Source organism: Streptomyces cinnabarinus (assembly GCF_027270315.1).
GTDB classification, from domain to species: Bacteria; Actinomycetota; Actinomycetes; order Streptomycetales; family Streptomycetaceae; genus Streptomyces; species Streptomyces cinnabarinus.
The window spans coordinates 981,533-998,586 of sequence record NZ_CP114413.1 but is presented as its reverse complement, the minus strand read 5'-3'; the positions used below and the strand labels follow the sequence as shown (position 1 = coordinate 998,586).

20 protein-coding genes are annotated in these 17,054 nt (G+C 73.0%); 9 read left to right on the top strand and 11 right to left on the bottom strand.

The genetic code is table 11. The features are described from left to right. The gene (locus STRCI_RS04680) at positions 1 to 1,092 is read right to left on the bottom strand and encodes a CapA family protein (protein WP_269657550.1); all 1,092 of its coding nucleotides are present in this window, start codon (positions 1,090 to 1,092) and stop codon (positions 1 to 3) included. A gap of 114 nt (positions 1,093 to 1,206) precedes the next feature. Here STRCI_RS04680 and STRCI_RS04675 point away from each other — a divergent pair, with 114 nt between their 5' ends. Genes STRCI_RS04675 through STRCI_RS04665 form a run of 3 tightly spaced genes read left to right on the top strand, consistent with a single transcriptional unit; the run spans position 1,207 to position 4,078 of the window. Then, complete coding sequence (locus tag STRCI_RS04675) at positions 1,207 to 1,869, top strand: dienelactone hydrolase family protein (RefSeq protein WP_269657549.1); 663 nt, start codon at positions 1,207 to 1,209, stop codon at positions 1,867 to 1,869. Positions 1,870 to 1,897: 28 nt separating this feature from the next. Beyond that, entirely contained in the window at positions 1,898 to 3,619 is a 1,722-nt protein-coding gene (gene polX, locus STRCI_RS04670) for a DNA polymerase/3'-5' exonuclease PolX (protein WP_269657548.1), read from the top strand. 33 nt (positions 3,620 to 3,652) lie between these two features. Then, positions 3,653 to 4,078 (top strand): CBS domain-containing protein, encoded by a 426-nt coding sequence (locus tag STRCI_RS04665; RefSeq protein ID WP_269657547.1) that lies wholly within the window; start codon positions 3,653 to 3,655, stop codon positions 4,076 to 4,078. Positions 4,079 to 4,098: 20 nt separating this feature from the next. Here the strand turns inward: STRCI_RS04665 and STRCI_RS04660 are convergent, their stop codons facing one another. The 4 genes from STRCI_RS04660 to STRCI_RS04645 form a co-directional block, all read right to left on the bottom strand. Continuing rightward, a complete protein-coding gene (locus tag STRCI_RS04660; protein ID WP_269657546.1) occupies positions 4,099 to 5,175 on the bottom strand; it encodes an ABC transporter ATP-binding protein in 1,077 nt (358 codons plus the stop codon). Continuing rightward, the gene (gene modB / locus STRCI_RS04655) at positions 5,172 to 6,008 is read right to left on the bottom strand and encodes a molybdate ABC transporter permease subunit (protein ID WP_269657545.1); all 837 of its coding nucleotides are present in this window, start codon (positions 6,006 to 6,008) and stop codon (positions 5,172 to 5,174) included. The genes STRCI_RS04660 and modB overlap by 4 nt, the downstream gene beginning before the upstream one ends. After that, positions 6,005 to 6,853 carry a molybdate ABC transporter substrate-binding protein gene (gene modA / locus STRCI_RS04650; RefSeq protein WP_269664484.1) on the bottom strand — a complete coding sequence of 283 codons (849 nt, stop codon included), beginning with the start codon at positions 6,851 to 6,853 and terminating at the stop codon, positions 6,005 to 6,007. The genes modB and modA overlap by 4 nt, the downstream gene beginning before the upstream one ends. A gap of 115 nt (positions 6,854 to 6,968) precedes the next feature. Continuing rightward, positions 6,969 to 7,364: a TOBE domain-containing protein gene (locus STRCI_RS04645; protein WP_269657544.1), complete on the bottom strand. Its 396-nt coding sequence runs from the start codon at positions 7,362 to 7,364 to the stop codon at positions 6,969 to 6,971. Positions 7,365 to 7,487: 123 nt separating this feature from the next. On the opposite strand from STRCI_RS04645, the gene STRCI_RS04640 reads away from it, so the two are divergent. The 3 genes from STRCI_RS04640 to STRCI_RS04630 are packed head-to-tail and all read left to right on the top strand — an operon-like array spanning position 7,488 to position 9,926. After that, positions 7,488 to 8,855 (top strand): MBL fold metallo-hydrolase, encoded by a 1,368-nt coding sequence (locus STRCI_RS04640; RefSeq protein ID WP_269657543.1) that lies wholly within the window; start codon positions 7,488 to 7,490, stop codon positions 8,853 to 8,855. Between the two features lies 1 nt (position 8,856). After that, positions 8,857 to 9,180, top strand: coding sequence for a rhodanese-like domain-containing protein (locus STRCI_RS04635; RefSeq protein WP_269657542.1), 324 nt, complete (start codon positions 8,857 to 8,859; stop codon positions 9,178 to 9,180). Next, positions 9,177 to 9,926 carry a sulfite exporter TauE/SafE family protein gene (locus STRCI_RS04630; RefSeq protein ID WP_269657541.1) on the top strand — a complete coding sequence of 250 codons (750 nt, stop codon included), beginning with the start codon at positions 9,177 to 9,179 and terminating at the stop codon, positions 9,924 to 9,926. The genes STRCI_RS04635 and STRCI_RS04630 overlap by 4 nt, the downstream gene beginning before the upstream one ends. A gap of 28 nt (positions 9,927 to 9,954) precedes the next feature. Here the strand turns inward: STRCI_RS04630 and STRCI_RS04625 are convergent, their stop codons facing one another. After that, positions 9,955 to 10,242, bottom strand: a complete 288-nt coding sequence (locus STRCI_RS04625) for a metal-sensitive transcriptional regulator (protein ID WP_269657540.1) — start codon at positions 10,240 to 10,242, stop codon at positions 9,955 to 9,957. An 81-nt stretch (positions 10,243 to 10,323) separates the two neighbouring features. On the opposite strand from STRCI_RS04625, the gene STRCI_RS04620 reads away from it, so the two are divergent. Further along, entirely contained in the window at positions 10,324 to 10,920 is a 597-nt protein-coding gene (locus STRCI_RS04620; protein ID WP_269657539.1) for a rhodanese-like domain-containing protein, read from the top strand. On the opposite strand, the gene STRCI_RS04615 is transcribed toward STRCI_RS04620, so the two are convergent. The 4 genes from STRCI_RS04615 to STRCI_RS04600 form a co-directional block, all read right to left on the bottom strand. Further along, positions 10,899 to 11,981: a tyrosinase family protein gene (locus STRCI_RS04615; protein ID WP_269657538.1), complete on the bottom strand. Its 1,083-nt coding sequence runs from the start codon at positions 11,979 to 11,981 to the stop codon at positions 10,899 to 10,901. The two genes, STRCI_RS04620 and STRCI_RS04615, sit on opposite strands and share 22 nt — an antisense overlap. Then, positions 11,968 to 12,522, bottom strand: a complete 555-nt coding sequence (locus tag STRCI_RS04610) for a hypothetical protein (protein ID WP_269657537.1) — start codon at positions 12,520 to 12,522, stop codon at positions 11,968 to 11,970. The genes STRCI_RS04615 and STRCI_RS04610 overlap by 14 nt, the downstream gene beginning before the upstream one ends. Positions 12,523 to 12,587: 65 nt before the next feature. Continuing rightward, positions 12,588 to 13,241 carry a response regulator gene (locus STRCI_RS04605; protein ID WP_269657536.1) on the bottom strand — a complete coding sequence of 218 codons (654 nt, stop codon included), beginning with the start codon at positions 13,239 to 13,241 and terminating at the stop codon, positions 12,588 to 12,590. Next, positions 13,238 to 14,368 (bottom strand): sensor histidine kinase, encoded by a 1,131-nt coding sequence (locus STRCI_RS04600; protein WP_269657535.1) that lies wholly within the window; start codon positions 14,366 to 14,368, stop codon positions 13,238 to 13,240. Before STRCI_RS04600 ends, STRCI_RS04605 begins: the two co-directional genes overlap by 4 nt. 208 nt (positions 14,369 to 14,576) lie before the next feature. On the opposite strand from STRCI_RS04600, the gene STRCI_RS04595 reads away from it, so the two are divergent. Beyond that, on the top strand, positions 14,577 to 15,176 hold the full coding sequence (locus STRCI_RS04595; protein ID WP_269657534.1) for a hypothetical protein: 600 nt from the start codon (positions 14,577 to 14,579) through the stop codon (positions 15,174 to 15,176). On the opposite strand, the gene STRCI_RS04590 is transcribed toward STRCI_RS04595, so the two are convergent. Further along, a complete protein-coding gene (locus STRCI_RS04590; RefSeq protein WP_269657533.1) occupies positions 15,173 to 16,354 on the bottom strand; it encodes an NAD(P)/FAD-dependent oxidoreductase in 1,182 nt (393 codons plus the stop codon). The genes STRCI_RS04595 and STRCI_RS04590 overlap by 4 nt on opposite strands. Before the next feature lie 126 nt (positions 16,355 to 16,480). Between STRCI_RS04590 and STRCI_RS04585 the strand changes: the two genes are divergently transcribed. Next, positions 16,481 to 16,921 carry an RpiB/LacA/LacB family sugar-phosphate isomerase gene (locus STRCI_RS04585; protein WP_269657532.1) on the top strand — a complete coding sequence of 147 codons (441 nt, stop codon included), beginning with the start codon at positions 16,481 to 16,483 and terminating at the stop codon, positions 16,919 to 16,921. Positions 16,922 to 17,054: the final 133 nt, after the last annotated feature.

The window sequence follows — 17,054 nt, the reverse complement described above, 5'->3', positions numbered from 1 at the left end:
TCAAGTGAGCGTCAGGGAACCATCGTCGGCCGTCTCGATCCGCACTCCGGCGCTGATCCGCCCGACCGTCTCCCGCAGCCACTCCCGGTCCGCCGCCCCGGCCCGCTCAAGACGCATCCGCCGGGCCCGCAACGGCACCATCCGAAGCCCCGTCAGCCGCCCGCTGTCCGCCGCCACCGAGACGAGGAACATCAGCCGCAACTCGTCGCGGTACTCCTGGTATCCGGAGATTCCCTCGTAGTCGTCGACGAAGTCGCCGCAGCCGTACAGGATCAGCCGGTCGCGGTACACCTCCACCGGGCGCGGATGGTGCGAGGAGTGTCCGTGGACGACGTCGACACCGCCGTCCACCAGGGCGTGCGCGAAGCCGACTTGGTCCCGGGGGACGCGGTAGCCCCAGTTGGAGCCCCAGTGCACCGAGACCACCACGAGGTCACCGGGGCGCCGGAACCGCCGTACGCGCTCCAGGACGGTGTCCGGGACCGGAGCGGGCAGGTACGCGACGCCCGGGCGGTCCTCGGTCGCCGCCCACGACGAAGGGATCCCGCTGGACTCCAGGCCCAGGCCGAACACCAGCACCCGGCCCCCGCCACCCAGCGCGACCGCCGCCGGTGCGTGCGCCTCGTCCGCGTCCCGTCCCGCGCCCGCCGTGCGCAGCCCCGCGCGGGACAGGGAAGCGAGGGTCTGCGTCAGACCGGCGGGGCCGAAGTCCAGGACGTGGTTGTTGGCGAGGACGCACACGTCGGGGCGGGCCGCGGACAGCGCGGGGAGGTTGCCAGGATGCATCCGGTAGTGGATCTCCTTGCCGGGTGCGAAGGCGCCGTCGTCGGTCACCGCGGTCTCCAGGTTCACGATCCGCGCGTCCGGCGCGCTCGCGTCGAGCGCGCGCAGCGCCTCGCCCCACGGCCACGTCGGCGGCACCGGGGCCGGGACCGGGCCGTTCACCGACTCCGCGAGGCGGACGTAGTCGCGGGCGTCCGTCACATACGGCTCGCGCAGGGCCGGATCGCCGGGGTGCGCGAGGATCTGGTCGACGCCACGCCCGAGCATCACATCGCCGCACAGGAACAGCGTCACGACACCGTCGCCCACAACTCCACGGTAGGCCGGTTACCGCGCGGGATCGGAGGAACTCGGGGAGCGCAGCGATCGCGGGAAGCCGGGAAGCAGCGGGAAGCAAGCGATCGTGGGAAGCAGGCGATGCTGATGAACTCCCACTCGGTCGTCGTGCCCGCGGGCCCGGGTGCCGACCTGGCCGGTGATCTGGTCGTGCCCCCGTCGGCGCGGGCCGTGGTGCTGTTCGCGCACGGCAGCGGCAGCTCCCGGCACAGCCCCCGCAACCGCCAGGTCGCCGCGGCCCTGCGCACCGCCGGTCTCGGCACACTGCTGATGGACCTGCTCACCGAGGAGGAGGAACGCGAGGACGCGGTCACCCGTGAGCACCGCTTCGACATCGGGCTGCTGGGCGGGCGGCTGGTGGCCGCCATCGACTGGCTGGCGGAGCGGGACGCCACCGCGGACCTGCTCGTCGCCCTGTTCGGCGCCAGCACCGGTGCGGCCGCCGCGCTGGTGGCCGCAGCCGAGCGTCCCGCGCGGGTGCTCACCGTGGTCTCCCGGGGCGGTCGGCCCGATCTGGCCGGGGACGCCCTGGAGGCCGTACGGGCGCCGGTGCTGCTGATCGTGGGCGGGCGGGACCGGGAGGTGATGCGGCTCAACGAGGACGCGGCGCTGCGGCTGCGGGTGCCCTGCACCATGCATGTCGTGCCCGGGGCCACCCACCTCTTCGAGGAGCCCGGCGCCCTCGACGACGTCGCCGACGCGGCCCGGCAGTGGTGCGCGGACCATGTCCGGGCCGCCTCGGGGGATTGAAACCGCCCCGCGTGCCTACCCTGAACATGTGGCTCGTGCCAACGACGAGATCGCCGCGCTCTTCCGGGAGTACGCGGACCTCATCTCGATCACCGGAGGAGACGCGTTCAGGGCGCGTGTCTACGAGAAGGCCGCCCGCGCGATCGGCGGCCACCACACCGATGTCTCCACCCTCGACGCCAAAGGCCTCAAGGAGATCCCCGGAGTCGGCAGGTCGATCGCCGAGAAGGTCGAGGAGTACCTGGCCAGTGGCGGTGTCGCCGCCGTGGAGGAGCTGCGGGCCAGGATCCCGGCCGGAGTGCGTCGGCTGACGGCGATCCCCTCCCTCGGGCCCCGGAAGGCCCTGATGCTCTACGAGGAGCTCGGCATCTCCTCCGTCGACGAGCTGGCCGACGCCATCCACGAGGAGCGGCTGCGCGATCTGAAGGGCTTCGGGCCGCGCACCGAGGAGAACCTGCTGCACGGCATCGACCTGCTGCGGTCCGCCGGAGGCCGGGTCCACATCGACGTCGCCGCCGAACTGGCCGAGGAGGTCGTCGCCGCGCTGTCCGAGGTCGGCGGCGTGCAGCGGTGCGCCTACGCGGGGTCGCTGCGCCGCGGCCGGGAGACCATCGGCGACATCGACGTCCTGGTAGCGGCCCGCACCTCGGGCCCGGTGACGAAGGCGTTCACCGAACTGCCGTACGTCACCGAGGTGATCGGCAGCGGCGAGAAGAAGACGTCCGTGCGCACCGACCGGGGGCTCTCCGTCGACCTGCGCGTCGTCCCGAAGGACTCCTGGGGCGCCGCGATGCTGTACTTCACCGGGTCCAAGGCGCACAACATCAAGATCCGCGAACGGGCCGTCCACCAGAAGCTGAAGCTCTCCGAGTACGGCCTGTTCGACGCCGAGAGCGGAAAGAAGATCGTCTCCCGCACCGAGGAGGACGTCTACGCGCGGCTCGGGCTGCCCTGGATCGCGCCCACGCTGCGCGAGGACCGCGGGGAGATCGAGGCCGGGCTGGACGGCGGGCTGCCCGAGCCGGTCACGGAGGCGGACCTGCGCGGCGATCTGCACACGCACACCGACCTCACGGACGGTCTCGCCGCCCTGGAGGACATGGTCGCCGCCGCCACCGAGCGCGGCTACGCCTACTACGCGATCACCGACCACGCCCCCGACCTGTACATGCAGCGCATGACCGACGAGAGAATGCTGGCCCAGCGCGAGCAGGTGCGGGCACTCAAACCCTCGCGCGGGATGCGCCTGCTGCACGGGGTCGAGCTGAACATCGGCCCGGACGGCGGCGTCGACTGGCCCGACGACTTCCTCGCCGACTTCGACCTGTGCGTGGCCTCGGTGCACTCGCACTTCACCCAGGACCGGGAGACCCTCACCCGGCGGCTCGTACGGGCCTGCGAGAACCCCTACGTCAACATCATCGGCCACCCCACGACCCGGCTGATCGGCAAGCGGCCCGGCATCGACGCCGACCTCGACGAGGTCTTCGCCGCCTGCGCCCGCACCGGCACCGCCCTGGAGATCAACGCCCACCCGGACCGGCTCGACCTCGGCGACGAGCACATCCTGCGAGCCAGGCGGCACGGGGTGCGGTTCGCGATCGACAGCGACGCCCACGCCGTACCCCACCTGGCCCATATGCGCTACGGCGTGGCGACGGCCCAGCGCGGCTGGCTGACCAAGGACGACGTGATCAACACCTGGACCCTGACCCGGCTCAAGCGCTTCCTGCGCAAGGGGAGGGCGTAGCCGGACAGGCCGATACGGACGGGAGGTGCCCCCATGACTCATCGGATACGTGACGTGATGTCGCCCGGAGCGGTGGCCGTGGAGCCGATGACCACGGTGGAGAAGGCGGCCCGCGTGATGAGCGAGCAGAACGTCGGAGATGTGCTCGTGGCCTACGACTGCGACCTCTTCGGTGTGCTCACGGACCGGGACATCGTGGTCCGGGCCGTCGCCGAGGGGGCCGACCCGCACACCGCGGCCGTCGGCTCGGTGTGCAGCAGACCGCCGGTCGTCACCGTGACCCCCGACGACACCACCGACCGCGCGATCGAGCTGATGCGCCAGTACGCGGTACGGCGGCTGCCGGTGGTGGAGCGCGGTGGCTGCCCCGTCGGCATGGTCAGCCTCGGCGACCTCGCCGTCACCGAGGACCCGGACACCCCGCTCGCCGAGATCAGCCGGGCCCGACCGACCCACTGACGGCGCCGCCGCGTGGCCGCTCAGGCGGGGTACGCGTGGGTCTCGGCCGCCTTCACCGTCGCCCAGACCGTGGCGCCCGGGTGCAGGTCGAGTTCGGCGGCGGCGACCGTGGTCAGGTCCGCGGCGAGGGGGAGTTCGCCGGTGAGCGCGGCGCGGATCTGATCGCCGTGGGTCTCCAGGCCGGCCACCTCGCAGCGCCAGAGGTTGCGGGCGCTGGAGCCGGTCGGCCGGTCGCGGTGCAGGGTGACCGCGCTCGGCGGGAAGGCCACGAAGGCCGGACCGGACAGCAGCTCCGTGGTGGTGAGGGACGGGCCGGTGGTGAGGCGGACGGTGTGGCCGTCGGCCTCGCCCCGGTAGAGGTTCAGGCCGACCAGCTGGGCGATGTAGTCGGTCCGCGGGTGACGGGCGATGTGGGACGGCGCGCCCTCCTGGACGACCCGTCCGTGCTCGACGACCACCAGCCGGTCGGCCAGCACCATGGCGTCCAGCGGATCGTGCGTGACCAGCACCGCGACCGCCTCGAACTCGTCCAGGTGGCGGCGGAGTTGGGCGCGGACTTCCAGCCGGGTGCGGGCGTCCAGGGCGGCGAGGGGCTCGTCGAGCAGGAGCAGTCGGGGGTTCGTGGCCAGGGCGCGGGCCAGCGCCACGCGCTGGGCCTGGCCGCCGGAGAGCTTGCGGGGCTTGGCGCCGGCGTGATCGGCGAGGCCCATACGGTCCAGCCACCGGGCGGCCAGCGCCCGGGACCCGGCCTTGGACGCGCCTTGGCAGCGGGGCCCGAAGGCCACGTTGTCGAGGGCCGTCAGGTGCGGGAAGAGCAGATAGTCCTGGAACACCACTCCGACCGGGCGGGACTCGGGCGGCGTACGGTCCAGCTCCGTGCCGTCGAGCCGCAGATGGCCGTCGGTGAGCGGGGTCAGTCCGGCCAGGGCCCGCAGGGCGGTGGACTTTCCGGCGCCGTTCGGGCCGAGCAGCGCGACCACTTCGCCCGCGGCGACGCGCAGGGCCACGTCGAGGCGGAACGCGCCGTGGTCCACCACCAGGCGGGCGTCGAGCCCGTCCGGGGCGGTGCCGACGGGGACGTCGGGGGTCTTGGTCATGAGGCGGTCATCCAGCGGTCGCGCAGCCCGGCCAGGACCGCGATGGACACGGCGAGCAGGACCAGGCTCAGCGCGATCGCCGCCTCCGGGTCGCTCTGCAGGGCCAGGTACACGGCCAGCGGCATGGTCTGGGTGCGGCCCGGGAAGTTGCCCGCGAAGGTGATCGTCGCGCCGAACTCGCCCAGCGCCCGCGCCCACGCCAGGACGGCACCGGCCGCGATGCCGGGTGCGATCAGGGGCAGCGTGACCCGGCGGAACGCGGTGAAGCGGGAGGCGCCCAGAGTGGCCGCGGCCTCCTCGAAGCGCGGGTCGGCGGCGCGCAGGGTGCCCTCGACACTGATGACGAGGAACGGCATCGCCACGAACGCCTCCGCGACCACGACTCCCGCCGTGGTGAACGGCAGCGTGATGCCGAACCAGGAGTCCAGCCACTGGCCGACGACGCCGTTGCGGCCCAGGGCCATCAGCAGGGCGACACCGCCCACCACCGGAGGGAGGACGAGGGGGAGGGTGACCAGGGCGCGGACCAGGCCCCGGCCGGGGAACTCGACCCTCGCCAGCAGCCAGGCCAGCGGTACGCCGAGGACCAGGCTCACCGCGGTCGCGGCGGTGGCGCACACCAGGGAGAGCTGGAGCGCCTGCCACACCTCGGCGCTGGTCAGCTGCTCGGGCAGGCTGTGCCAGGGGGTCCGGACGAGCAGCGCGATCAGCGGCACGACCAGGAACGCCAGGCCCAGCAGCGCGGGGACCATCAGGGGCAGCGGGATGCCGCTCCGGACGTGCCGACGCCGCGGCCCGGCTCCGAGGGTGTCGGCCTTGTCGATCGGGGTCACGGCTTGAGGAATCCGGCCTCGGTCAGGACTCGCTGCCCTTCCGCGGACTGGACGAGGGTGATGAACGCCTTGGCGGCGTCGGTGTTCTGCGCGTCCTTGAGCAGGGCGATCGGGTAGTCGTTGATGGCGTCGGCCGACTCGGGGAAGTCCACGCCCTCCACCTTGTCACCGGCGGCCTTCACATCGGTCTTGTAGACGACCGCGGCGTCCGCCTCCTTGAGCTCGACCTTGGTCAGCGCGGCCTTGACGTCCTGCTCGTAGGAGACCGGCGTGAGCTTGAGGTCACTGGCTTCCAGGGCCTTCTGCGCGGCGGCGCCGCAGGGCACTTCCTCGTCGCAGAGCACGACCTTCAGGGAGGACTTCGTGAGGTCCTTCAGGGAGGCGATCTCGTCCGGGTTGCCCGGCAGGGTGGCGATCTCCAGCTGGTTGCGTACGAACGTCGCGGGCGTCCCCGAGGCGTCCCCGGCATCCGTGACGATCTTCATCGTCTTGGGGCTGGCGGAGGCGAAGACATCCGCCGGGGCGCCCCCGGTGATGCTCGCGGCCAGCGAGTCGCTGCCACCGAAGCTGAAGACGACCTTCGTGCCCGGGTTCTCCTGCTCGAACTGCTTGCCCAGCTTCTCGAAGCTCTCCTTCAAGGAGGCGGCGGCGAACACGGTCACCGTGCCGGAGAGCTTGCCCTTGTCGGAGGCGGAGGAGTCGGACGCCGCCGACGAGGAGTCGTCGGACGAGGAGCAGGCGCTCAAGGCCAGCAGGGTGGCGGCTCCCAGAGCGGCCACTCGCACGGGGCGGCGGGTCCGGCTCACGGTACGGGTCGACACGGTTGTACTCCCTCTGGTCCTCATCATCTGCGGTTCTGATGGCTCGATCATGCCGCAGATGCGAGGGGGAAGTCTCCTGTGGCTTCGCATGAGCCAGAACTGTGACCGTACGGCCTGGCATGTGCGTTCCTCTGAGGCCTCAGGTGCGGTCGATGTGTACGTTTGTCGACTTCACCCGGGCCGTCGCCTCCATGCCGACCTCCAGGCCCAGCTCCTCCACGGCCTCCCTGGTCAGCAGGGACACCAGCCGGTGCGGGCCGGCCTGGATCTCCACCTGGGCCGCCACGTCGCCGAGCTTGATCGCGGTCACGATGCCGGGGAAGGCGTTGCGGACGGACGTGTACGAGGTGTCCCCCTCGACCCCGCCACTCTTGGCCAGCTCCACGGAGAACGCGGCCAGATCCTTCCCGTCGACGAGCCGTCGCCCGGTCTCGTCCCGGCGTGTCGCCACGCGTCCGGCGTCCGCCCATCGCCGTGCGGTGTCCGGACTTACCCCGAGGAGCCGTGCGGCCTGGCCGATTGTGTAGGACTGCATGCCGATCACGATAGACGCCGCCATGCGCCCGCCCAGGCTCCGAAAAATACCCCCAGGGGTACCCGTGCTACATTCGATGTATACCCCAGGGGGTAATTATTCGACCGGAAAGGAGCGCCCGACGTGTTCTTCATCGACACCGTCGACGTGGCAGGACTCGGCAACCGCGGCTATCTGGCGGGCGGTGAGCGGACGGCCGTGGCGGTCGACCCGCCGCGCGACGTGGACCAGGTGCTGGCGGCGGCCGCGCGGCGGAACGTGCGCATCACGCACGTCGTCGAGACGCACCTGCACAACGACTACGTCTCCGGCGGTCTGGAACTCGCCCGGCTGACCGGCGCCACCTACCTGGTGCCCGCCGACGCCCGGGTCTCCTTCGCCCGGACCCCCGTGCACGACGGGGACCGCGCGGTCGTCGACGCCGACGCGGGCCTCGCCCTGCGCGCCCTGGCGACGCCCGGCCACACCCCGCACCACACCTCCTACGTCCTGGAGGAGCACGGCACCGCGCTCGCCGCCTTCACCGGCGGCTCCCTGCTCATCGGCACCGTCGGCCGCCCCGACCTGGTCGAACCGCGCCTGACCGAGGAGCTGGCCCGCGCCCAGCACGCCTCGGCGAACCGGCTGGCCGCCGAACTCCCCGACGAGACCCCGGTGCTGCCCACCCACGGCTTCGGCAGCTTCTGCTCCTCGGCCCAGGCGGCGGGCGACGCCACCACGATCGGCAAGGAGAAGGCGCAGAACGACGCGCTGACCCGGGACGTCGACACCTTCGTCGCCGATCTGCTGGCCGGTCTCGACGACATCCCCGCCTACTACACCCACATGGGCCCCCTCAACGCCGACGGGCCGCGGCAGGTCGACCTCACCCCGCCTGCCGTGGCCGACGCCGAGGAGATCGCCGCCCGGCTGGCCGCGGGGGAGTGGGTGGTGGACCTGCGCAGCCGGGTCGCGTTCGCCGAGGGCCATGTCGCGGGCTCGTTCAACTTCGAGGCGGGCGGACAGCTCGCCACCTATCTCGCCTGGCTGATCCCCTGGGGCAAGCCGGTGACCCTGCTCGCCGAGTCGGCGGAGCAACTCGCCGACGCCCAGCGCGAACTGGTGCGCGTCGGCATCGACCGGCCCGCCGCGGCGGCCACCGGCGGACCCGCCGACTGGGTCGGCGCGGACGGGACCCCGGCCGCCTTCCCCCGGGCCGATTTCGCCGACCTCGCGGGCCGGATCCCGGCCGGGGGTGTCGTCGTACTCGATGTGCGGCGCGACTCCGAACGCTCCGGCGGACACATCGACGGCTCGCTCCACATCCCCCTGCACACCCTGCACCGCCGGATCGACGAGGTCCCCGAGGGCCAGGTCTGGGTGCACTGCGCGGGCGGGATGCGGGCCGCCATCGCCGCGTCCCTGCTCGACGCGGCCGGGCGGGACGTCGTCGCGGTGGACGACTCGTTCGACTCCGCGGAGCGCGCCGGTCTCGTCGTCCGGGGTGGCTGACATGGAGCGCCGGATCACCGTCCAGGAGGCGGCCGAGCGAACGAGGCGCGACGGCACGGCCCTGCTGGTGGACGTACGGGAAGCCGATGAGTGGCGGGAAGGGCACGTGCCCTGGGCGGTCCACCTGCCGATGTCGGCGCTGACCGAGCTGCCGGCCGAGGCGGACGGCCGCCCGCTGGTGCTGGTGTGCCGCTCGGGCAACCGCTCCCGGCTGGCGGTCGAGATCCTGGCCGCCCGAGGCGTCGAGGCGGTCGACGTGATCGGCGGGATGTCGGAGTGGGCGCTGGCCGGACTGCCGGTGGTGCGCGGCGGTGCCGGCCTGTGACCCCTCTGCTGCTCGCGCTGGTCGCCGGTGCCGTCGTAGGACTGGCGCTCGGCGCGCTCGGGGGCGGCGGCAGCGTGCTCGCCGTACCCGCGCTGATCTATCTGCTCGGCTTCAGCCCGGCCGCGGCCACCACCGCGTCCCTCGTCATCGTGGTCCTCACCTCCGCCACGGCCCTGTTCGCCCACGCCCGCGACGGCTGGGTCCGCTGGCGCACGGGGCTCGCGTTCGCGGCGGCGGGCATCGGACCGGCGCTGCTCGGCGGAGCCGTCGCCGGACGGATCTCCCAGGCGGTGCTCACCGCGGCGTTCGGCGTCCTCGCGGCCGCGGTCGCGGCGCGCATGCTCACCGGGCGCGCCGGACCGACCGTGGGGGACGGTCCGCTACGGCCCCGCCGGGCGGCCGGGGTCGGTGCCGGGCTCGGCGCCGTGACCGGGGTCCTCGGGGTGGGCGGCGGCTTTCTCGCCGTACCGGCGCTGGTCACGGGAGTGGGGCTGCGGATGCGGGCCGCCGTGGGCACCAGCCTGCTGGTCATCACCGTCAACTCGCTGGCCGCGCTCACCCTGCGCGCCGGGACCGCCGAGGGCCTCGACTGGTCGATCGTGGCGCCCTTCGCCGGGGCGGCGGTGCTGGGCGCCTGGGACGGTCGGCGGCTGGCGGCGAAGGCGTCCGCGCGGGCCCTTCAGCAGACCTTCGCGCTGGCACTGCTCGCGGTGGCGGTCTTCATGCTGGGGGACGCGATGCTGTGAGACCCCGAAGCGCTGCCGCCGGAGACCTTCAGGCCAGCGACAGGAAGAGCTTCTCCAGACGCGCCCGCATCTGCTCGGCGTCCTCACCGGAGCTGCGGCCGGCCTCGATGTCGGCCACGCACTGCTGCAAGCCGGTCGCGATGATCGCGAAGCCGGCCCGGTCCAGGGCGCGTGACGCGGCGGCGAGCTGCATCACGACCTCCTCGCAGTCCCGGCCCTCCTCGATCATCCGGATCACACCGGAGATCTGGCCCTGCGCCCGGCGCAGCCGGTTCAGCACGGCCTTGAGCTCGGCACCCGCGAGGTCCAGTTCCACGATCACTCCTCCAGAAATACCCCTAGGGGTACTGTACGTCCCACTTCGGGCCGACGTCGAACACCAAGGATCACATCTGCCATGACCGCTCCTCTCGCCCCCGTCGTCCTCACCCCCGGCCAGGCCCTTGCCCGGCTGCACGAGTTCACCGTCATCGACGTGCGGACCCCCGGTGAATACGACTCGGGCCATCTGCCCGGCGCCCTCAACCTCCCGCTGGACCACGTCCGCAGGGCCCTGCCCGAACTGCGCGAGACCACCGGGCTCCTCCTGGTGTGCGCCTCGGGCGCCCGCTCCGAGAACGCCTGCGCCGTGCTGATCACCGAGGGCATCCCCGCCGCCACGCTCGCCGGGGGCACCAACGCCTGGGCCGCCGAAGGCAACGACCTCCGGCGGCCCGATTCCGGCCCTGCCCGCACCGTCTGGGGCATGGAGCGCCAGGTGCGCTTCACGGCGGGCACGCTGGTGCTGCTGGGTCTCCTCCTCGGTGTCCTCCTCCACCCCGCCTGGCAGTTGCTGTCGGCGGGTGTCGCGGGCGGCCTGGTCTTCTCCGCCCTCACCAACACCTGCGGCATGGCGGCCGTGCTCGCCCGCCTCCCGCACAACCGGCCGCGCGGTGCCGACGTACAGGCCACGCTGGCGGCACTGCGCGCGGGTCAGGGCGCGGGCGGCGCGTAACGGTAGCCCTCGGTGTCGAGGGTCTCGGTGTCCAGGACGTCCGCCACGGTGACCGGGCCCATGCCGGAGAAGTCCGGCAGGAGTTGCTTCACCTGGGCGTCGATGAGGGTGTCGTAGCCGTTGGTGGTGCCCACCCAGGGCCACATCCGGTCGTCGAGGCGGTGTCCGGGCGGCGCGGGTTCCAGGTTGAACGGGGAGAGCTCCGTCGGCGGCGGATAGTGGTCCCGCGGCTTGGAACCGGCCACCGCGGCGAGCCGCCGGTTCTGCCAGTTCGCCCAGATCCGGTCCACGTTGGCGTGATGGAGCCAGAAGGCGGGGTCGTTGGGCGAGAAGGCCTGGGACATGTGGCCGCCGATGAAGTTGTGCCCGCTGTTGTGCGCGGGCACGAAAACTGCTGAGCCACCCGGGCCCTGGGCGAGGAAGCCCTCTTCCAGCGCCGTCCAGAAGTACCAGAAGGGATGGACGCCCGGCTGCTGGACCACGTGCTGCTCCAGCGCCGCGATGTGCGCGCGGCCGGGCGGCCACTGCTCGCCCGAGTCCGCCCTGGCCAGCGTGGTGCCGAAGCCCTCCTCCAGGAGGGGGTGCACGGGGAATCCGGTGACTCCCGGAGGGCTCGTCGGCCACCAGGCCGGCCGGTCGGCCGGGGGGACCGGATTGCGGAGCACGCTGTCGGTGACGTCCGCGGGGGCGCCGGTGCCCAGCGAGGCGAGGAAGCCGTCGGTGAACAGCTTTGCGACGGCGCCCGGATGGTCGGTCCAATCCCAGTAGGGGACGGTGACGCCGGGGACCTCGGTCTGGAGCGCCTTCTCGAACTGCCGGACGTACTGCCGGTGCCAGGCGCAGAACCCGATGTTCCAGTGCGCGAAGTTCACGGTCTCACCGACCGGGTGCCCCGGTGGGTGGACCGCCATCACCGCGCTGTGCAGGGCGACGAACTGGTCGTAGACGCTTGTCCCCGCGGGGCCGGCGGGTGCCGGGCGGTTCTTGAGGCGGATGACCGCTTCCAGGAACTTGTCGCGCTCCTGAGCGGTGAGGTCCACGGCGCTCTTACGGATGTCCATGACCGCCCCCTCCGTGATCGTGGTGGGGATGGCCGCCCGCACCGGGCTGTGCGCCACCGCCGGGCTGTGCGCCCCCGCCGTGGGGGTGGCCGTGTTCGAGGTGGCCGTCGGCCGGGACGCCGTGCAGGCCGGCGAAGAAGTACCGGCCGGGGTCGTCCGTGAGGAGCCTGGTGAGCAGTTCCCGGAAGGTCTCTCCCGTCCGGGTGCGCAGGACCAGCGCGCTCTGGTACATGTTCGCCGGTCCGAGCCCGACCTGGAGCAGGACACCGGCCCGGTACGGCTTCACCTCGATCTCCGCCGGGTGTACCCCGATCGTGCCGCAGTGGATCGTCCCCTCAAGGGCGTCGGCGAGTTCCTTGACGCGGTGCGCGTTGCAGCCGTCGGCGGGGGCGAGGGTGGTCAGCAGGTTCAGGTGGTCGTAGAGCATGCGTGGCCCGGTGACGACGACCCGGACCTCCGGGACGTCGACCAGCAGATCCACGAGCGAGGCGCCCCCTTTGCTGAGGGCCAGCGTCGTGCTCTGGGAAGTGGCTGTTGTCATATGCCCAGCGTCCGGCCGGCCCCCAGGGGCCGCGAGCCCGGAGCGCCCGAAAGGGGCCATGCCCGTCACAGCAGGCCGAGGTCCCTGGCCCGTAGGGCGGCCTGGGTGCGGTCGCGCAGGCCGAGGCGGGTGAGGATGCGCGAGATGTGGTTCTTGACCGTGCCCTCGCTGAGGTAGAGGTGCGCGGCGATCTCACGGTTGGTGTGGCCGTGCGCCACCAGCCGCAGGATGTCGATCTCGCGCGGGGTCAGTTCCGTCGTGGCCGTGACGGAGGGCTCCGGGGCGGTCAGGGCCTCGGCGAGCCGGCGGGCCACGGAGGACTCCAGCTGGGTGACGCCCGCGTGGGCCAGCCGGACCGCGTGCGCGAGCTCGTCGGCGGGGAGGTCCTTGAGGAGGTAGCCGCTGGCCCCGGCCCGCAGCGCCTGGACGACGTACTCCTCATCGTCGAAGGTCGTCAGCATCACCACCCGGCACTCCGGCGCCCGGTCGCGGAGCACGGCGACCGCCTCGACGCCGTCCAGCTCCGGCATCCGCACGTCCATCAGCACCACGTCCGGCCGCAGTTCCAGCGCCCGCGCCACCGCTTCCCGGCCGTCGGCCGCCGTACCGACCACCGCGATGCCCGCCCGCAGGGACAGCAGGGAGGCGATGCCGTCGCGGATGAGCCGCTGGTCGTCCACCACCAGCACCCGTACGGTGGGCTCCGGCTCCTGGCTCATGCCGCCCCACCTCTCCCGCGCGGCACCGTCACCGTCAGCCGGGTGCCCGCCCCCGGACCGCTGTCGATCAGCACGCTCCCCGCCACCAGCTGCACCCGCTCCCTCATCCCGAGCAGTCCGAATCCGCCCGTCGCCCCGTCCGGCGCGAATCCGCAGCCGTCGTCGGCCACCACCAGCCGGGCCTCGTCCGCCGCGAGCCGCAGCGTCACCGTCACCTCGGAGGCCCCGGCGTGGCGGCGCGCGTTGGTCAGCGCCTCCTGCGCGGCACGGTACAGAGCCGTCAACTCCGCCGTCCCGTAGGCGCTCTCCTCACCGCTCACCTCGACGGTGACCCTGGGCCGGGCCCCGCCGTCGCCCGCCAGGCCGGCCAGCGCGGACGTCAGCGCGGGCCGCGCCGGCGCGTCGCGCAGCACCCGGACCGACCGCCGTACGTCGCCCAGGGCGAGCTTCGCCGAGCGCCGCGCCTCCGCCATGGCCCGCCCGGCCGCCTCGGGATCCAGCGTCCGGAACTCCGAGGCCATCTCCAACTGCACGGAGATGGCGGTGAGATGGTGCCCGAGGCTGTCATGGAGGTCGCGCGCCAGCCGGTTGCGCTCGGCGGCGGCGGACAGCTCCGCGACCCGTGCCGCGTACTCCTGCACGGCGAGGCGGGCGCGCTGCTCACCGACGGCGACGGCGGCCATCGACAGCGCCAGCACCAGACCCACACAGAGCATGAGCAGGTCGGAGATGTGCTCCTGGTCGCGGTACCAGCCGGGGGAGCCGAGGGCGAGTCCCGCGATCAGCCCGGCGGGGCACAGCGCCGCCAGGGCGAGCGCGACGGTGCGGCCGTACGCGAAGTAGGCGGTGAACGGCAGCAGGACGAAGAGCACTTGGGCGAGTTCGGAGGCGTCCAGGACGACCACCGCGCCGATCAGGGCGAGGCGGGCGAGCAGGAGCGGCAGCCGGGGGACGGAGCCCGCGACGGCCTCCAGGGCGAACAGCGCGCCGATCGCGGTGCCGAAGCCGGCCGTACGCCAGCCGGACGGTCCGCCGCCGGGGGCGACCGTCGCGTGGTAGAGACCGCCGACGAGCACCGCCCCGTACAGCAGCGGTGCCACCCATCGGACCGGTGTGTACGCCGACATGATCCCCCCTCGCCCGTTGCCGCCAGGGTAGGCCGCCGCGGGCCCGATCGGACGAGGTGGGAAGACACCTGCCGAACGGCTGTGCGCGGTACGGCAGATGGTGACTTCCGGCGCCCGGGTGTCGCCGCTCCGCACCTCCCGGCGTGACCCGCCCGCGCCCTAGCGTTGCCGCCCCGACCTGCCGTTTCGAACACCAGGAGTGGCCCTCATGTCCACAGCGACCACCTCGGCGACCTCGTCAGCGCCACGCCTTCGACCGGCCGCGCTGTGCGGGGCCTTCGCCGGACTGCTCATCGCCCTGTCCGCACTGGTCGAGGCGTTCACCGGGGAGACCTCGGCGACCAGCTGCCTGCTCGCGGTCTCGCCCGCGTTCGCGCTGCCGCTGCTCACCGCGCTGCATCTGGCGCAGGGCGCCGTCACCGGCCGGTACGCGGACACCGCCCACACCCTGAACGTCATCGGGCTCGGCCTGTTCGGCGGCGGGGCGTTCGCCGCGAACCTGGTCCTGTTCTACTTCGACGAGGAGGTCATCGAGGAGACGCTGACCGGACCCACCGTCCCGGTGCTCATCGGCTCGGCGGCCGTCTTCGCGGTGGGCTGTGCCGCCTTCGGCGCGGCGATGATCCGGGCCCGCGTCTTCCCGAGGGTGCCGGCGTGGGGATACGCCGTCGTCCTGCCGGCGTTCGCGTTCCTGACCGCGCTGCCCGACTCACCGCTCACCATCGCCCTGCACGTGATGGTCGGCACGATTCTGGTGTGGCTGTCGGCAGCGCTGTCAGGAACCCGGAGGCTCGCCGTGCGTGACTAGGCGGCTGGTGTCCTGTCCTCCTCGGCCCGCAGGACCCGGCGCCGGTGCTCGCCCTTGGGCCAGTGGTGCGCACCGGGCTTGCGGGCCTCCTTGACCAGGTGCTTGACGCTGAACGCGCAGGACATCTCCTTGAGCTTCGCGCCCGCGCGACCGCCGACGTAGAGGCCCATCGCGGTGTCGTCCTTGCGCGCGAACTGGAAGATGCCCATACCGCGCCCCAGGCTGAGGCACATGGCCGGGAAGGACAGGTCGACGGGCTCGGCGGGCCGGTCCGCGAGCCGGTTGAGCACCGTGTCGGCGGCGTGCGCGCCCAGGCATCCGGCGGCGTAGGCGCTCATCCGGAACGGCAGGTCCGAGGGGGCCGCCGAGTCCCCGGCCGCGATGATGCGCTCGTCGTCGACGCTGGTCAGGGTCTCGTCCGTGAGCAGGCGCCCCGCCGAGTCGGTGGTCAGCCCGCTGTGCGCGGCCAGCTCGGGCACCCCGAACCCGGCGGTCCAGACGGTGACCTCGCTCGGCAGTTCGCGCCCGTCGGCGAGGCGTACGGCATCGCGGGTCACGGACGTCACCTTGGAGCCGGGGCCGTCGAGGACGGTCACCCCCAGCGCGGCGAACCGCTTGACGGCGGTACGCCGGGCCCGGGGATGGAGGTACGGGCCGAGCACGCCGCCGCAGGCCAGGGTCACCCGGCGCCCCTGCTGGGCGAGTTCGGCGGCGGTCTCGATGCCGGTCGGGCCGCCTCCCACCACTGTGACCGGCGCCGTGGCGGGGGTGCCGTTGAGGACCGACCGCAGCTTCCGGGCCGCCTCGAGGGTGGCGACGGGGTGGGCGAACTCGGCCTCCCCGGGCACGCGCGGTGCGGCGCCGACGCTGCCCACCGCGTAGATCAGGTAGTCGTAGCCGAGGACGCTGCCGTCCGACAGCTCGACCCCGCGCCCGGCCTGGTCGATCCGGGTCACGTGGTCCACGACCAGCCGGACCCGGCCGGCCAGGATCTCGCGGTAGTCGACGACCGCCTCGTGGGTCCCGCCCACCAGCTGGTGCAGACGGAGCCGCGGGACGAAGGTGGGGCGGGGGTTGATCACGGTCACGGTCACGTCGGCGCGCTGCGTCAGCCGGTTCGCGGCCATGACGCCCGCGTAACCTCCACCGATCACGACCACGTGGGAGTGCTGGCTCATGGTGTCTTCTCCGCTTCAGTGGTTCGGCTCCGTTTTCACGGGTTCGGCCTCAAGACACCGCACGGCCGATCCCTGTGACAGCTCGTGACCCAGATCACCCGACCGGCGACTGAGTACGCTTCGAGCATGCGGATCTCGGTCTCCTCCGACATGGACGAACCCCTCGCCCGTCTCCTCCTCGCGGAGCTGGAGCGGCGCGGTCACGAGACCGTGCCGTACGGAGCGCTGCGGCCCGGTGCCGACCCCCAGTGGGCGGTCTGCTCCGAGGCGGCCGCGCGTGAGGTCGCCGCCGGGACCGCCGACCAGGCCGTGGTCTGCTGCTGGACCGGCACCGGCGCCTCCATCGCCGCCAACAAGGTGCCCGGGGTCCGCGCGGCCCTGTGCACGGACGCCTATACGGCGGACGGCGCGCGCCGCTGGAACGACGCCAATGTGCTCGCCCTCAGCCTGCGGCTGACCTCCGAGCCACTGCTGAAGGAGATCCTCGACGCCTGGTTCGCGGCGGCGGCCAGCGACGACGCCGAGGACCGCGCGAACGTGGCCCACCTCGGGCGGCTGGAGCGGTAGGGCCTGTCCGGCGATTCCCGCCTGCCGCGCGACGCCCGGCACGCACTCCCCCAGAGGGGGGACCCCCAGCCGTGCTCGAAGCCGGCTTCGTCCGGCTCGCGCGGGGGCACCCCCATCGCCGCCGCGCGGCCCG

Excerpts from the sequence above, each read along its gene's own strand:
- STRCI_RS04665 (WP_269657547.1), top strand. The coding sequence starts at position 3,653 with ATGACTCATCGGATACGTGACGTGATGTCGCCCGGAGCGGTGGCCGTG.
- STRCI_RS04660 (WP_269657546.1), bottom strand. The coding sequence starts at position 5,175 with ATGACCAAGACCCCCGACGTCCCCGTCGGCACCGCCCCGGACGGGCTC.
- STRCI_RS04600 (WP_269657535.1), bottom strand. The coding sequence starts at position 14,368 with ATGTCGGCGTACACACCGGTCCGATGGGTGGCACCGCTGCTGTACGGG.
- STRCI_RS04635 (WP_269657542.1), top strand. The coding sequence starts at position 8,857 with ATGGAGCGCCGGATCACCGTCCAGGAGGCGGCCGAGCGAACGAGGCGC.
- STRCI_RS04595 (WP_269657534.1), top strand. The coding sequence starts at position 14,577 with ATGTCCACAGCGACCACCTCGGCGACCTCGTCAGCGCCACGCCTTCGA.
- STRCI_RS04615 (WP_269657538.1), bottom strand. The coding sequence starts at position 11,981 with ATGGACATCCGTAAGAGCGCCGTGGACCTCACCGCTCAGGAGCGCGAC.
- STRCI_RS04605 (WP_269657536.1), bottom strand. The coding sequence starts at position 13,241 with ATGAGCCAGGAGCCGGAGCCCACCGTACGGGTGCTGGTGGTGGACGAC.
- modA (WP_269664484.1), bottom strand. The coding sequence starts at position 6,853 with ATGAGGACCAGAGGGAGTACAACCGTGTCGACCCGTACCGTGAGCCGG.
- STRCI_RS04620 (WP_269657539.1), top strand. The coding sequence starts at position 10,324 with ATGACCGCTCCTCTCGCCCCCGTCGTCCTCACCCCCGGCCAGGCCCTT.
- STRCI_RS04675 (WP_269657549.1), top strand. The coding sequence starts at position 1,207 with ATGAACTCCCACTCGGTCGTCGTGCCCGCGGGCCCGGGTGCCGACCTG.
- STRCI_RS04590 (WP_269657533.1), bottom strand. The coding sequence starts at position 16,354 with ATGAGCCAGCACTCCCACGTGGTCGTGATCGGTGGAGGTTACGCGGGC.
- STRCI_RS04645 (WP_269657544.1), bottom strand. The coding sequence starts at position 7,364 with ATGCAGTCCTACACAATCGGCCAGGCCGCACGGCTCCTCGGGGTAAGT.
- STRCI_RS04585 (WP_269657532.1), top strand. The coding sequence starts at position 16,481 with ATGCGGATCTCGGTCTCCTCCGACATGGACGAACCCCTCGCCCGTCTC.
- STRCI_RS04610 (WP_269657537.1), bottom strand. The coding sequence starts at position 12,522 with ATGACAACAGCCACTTCCCAGAGCACGACGCTGGCCCTCAGCAAAGGG.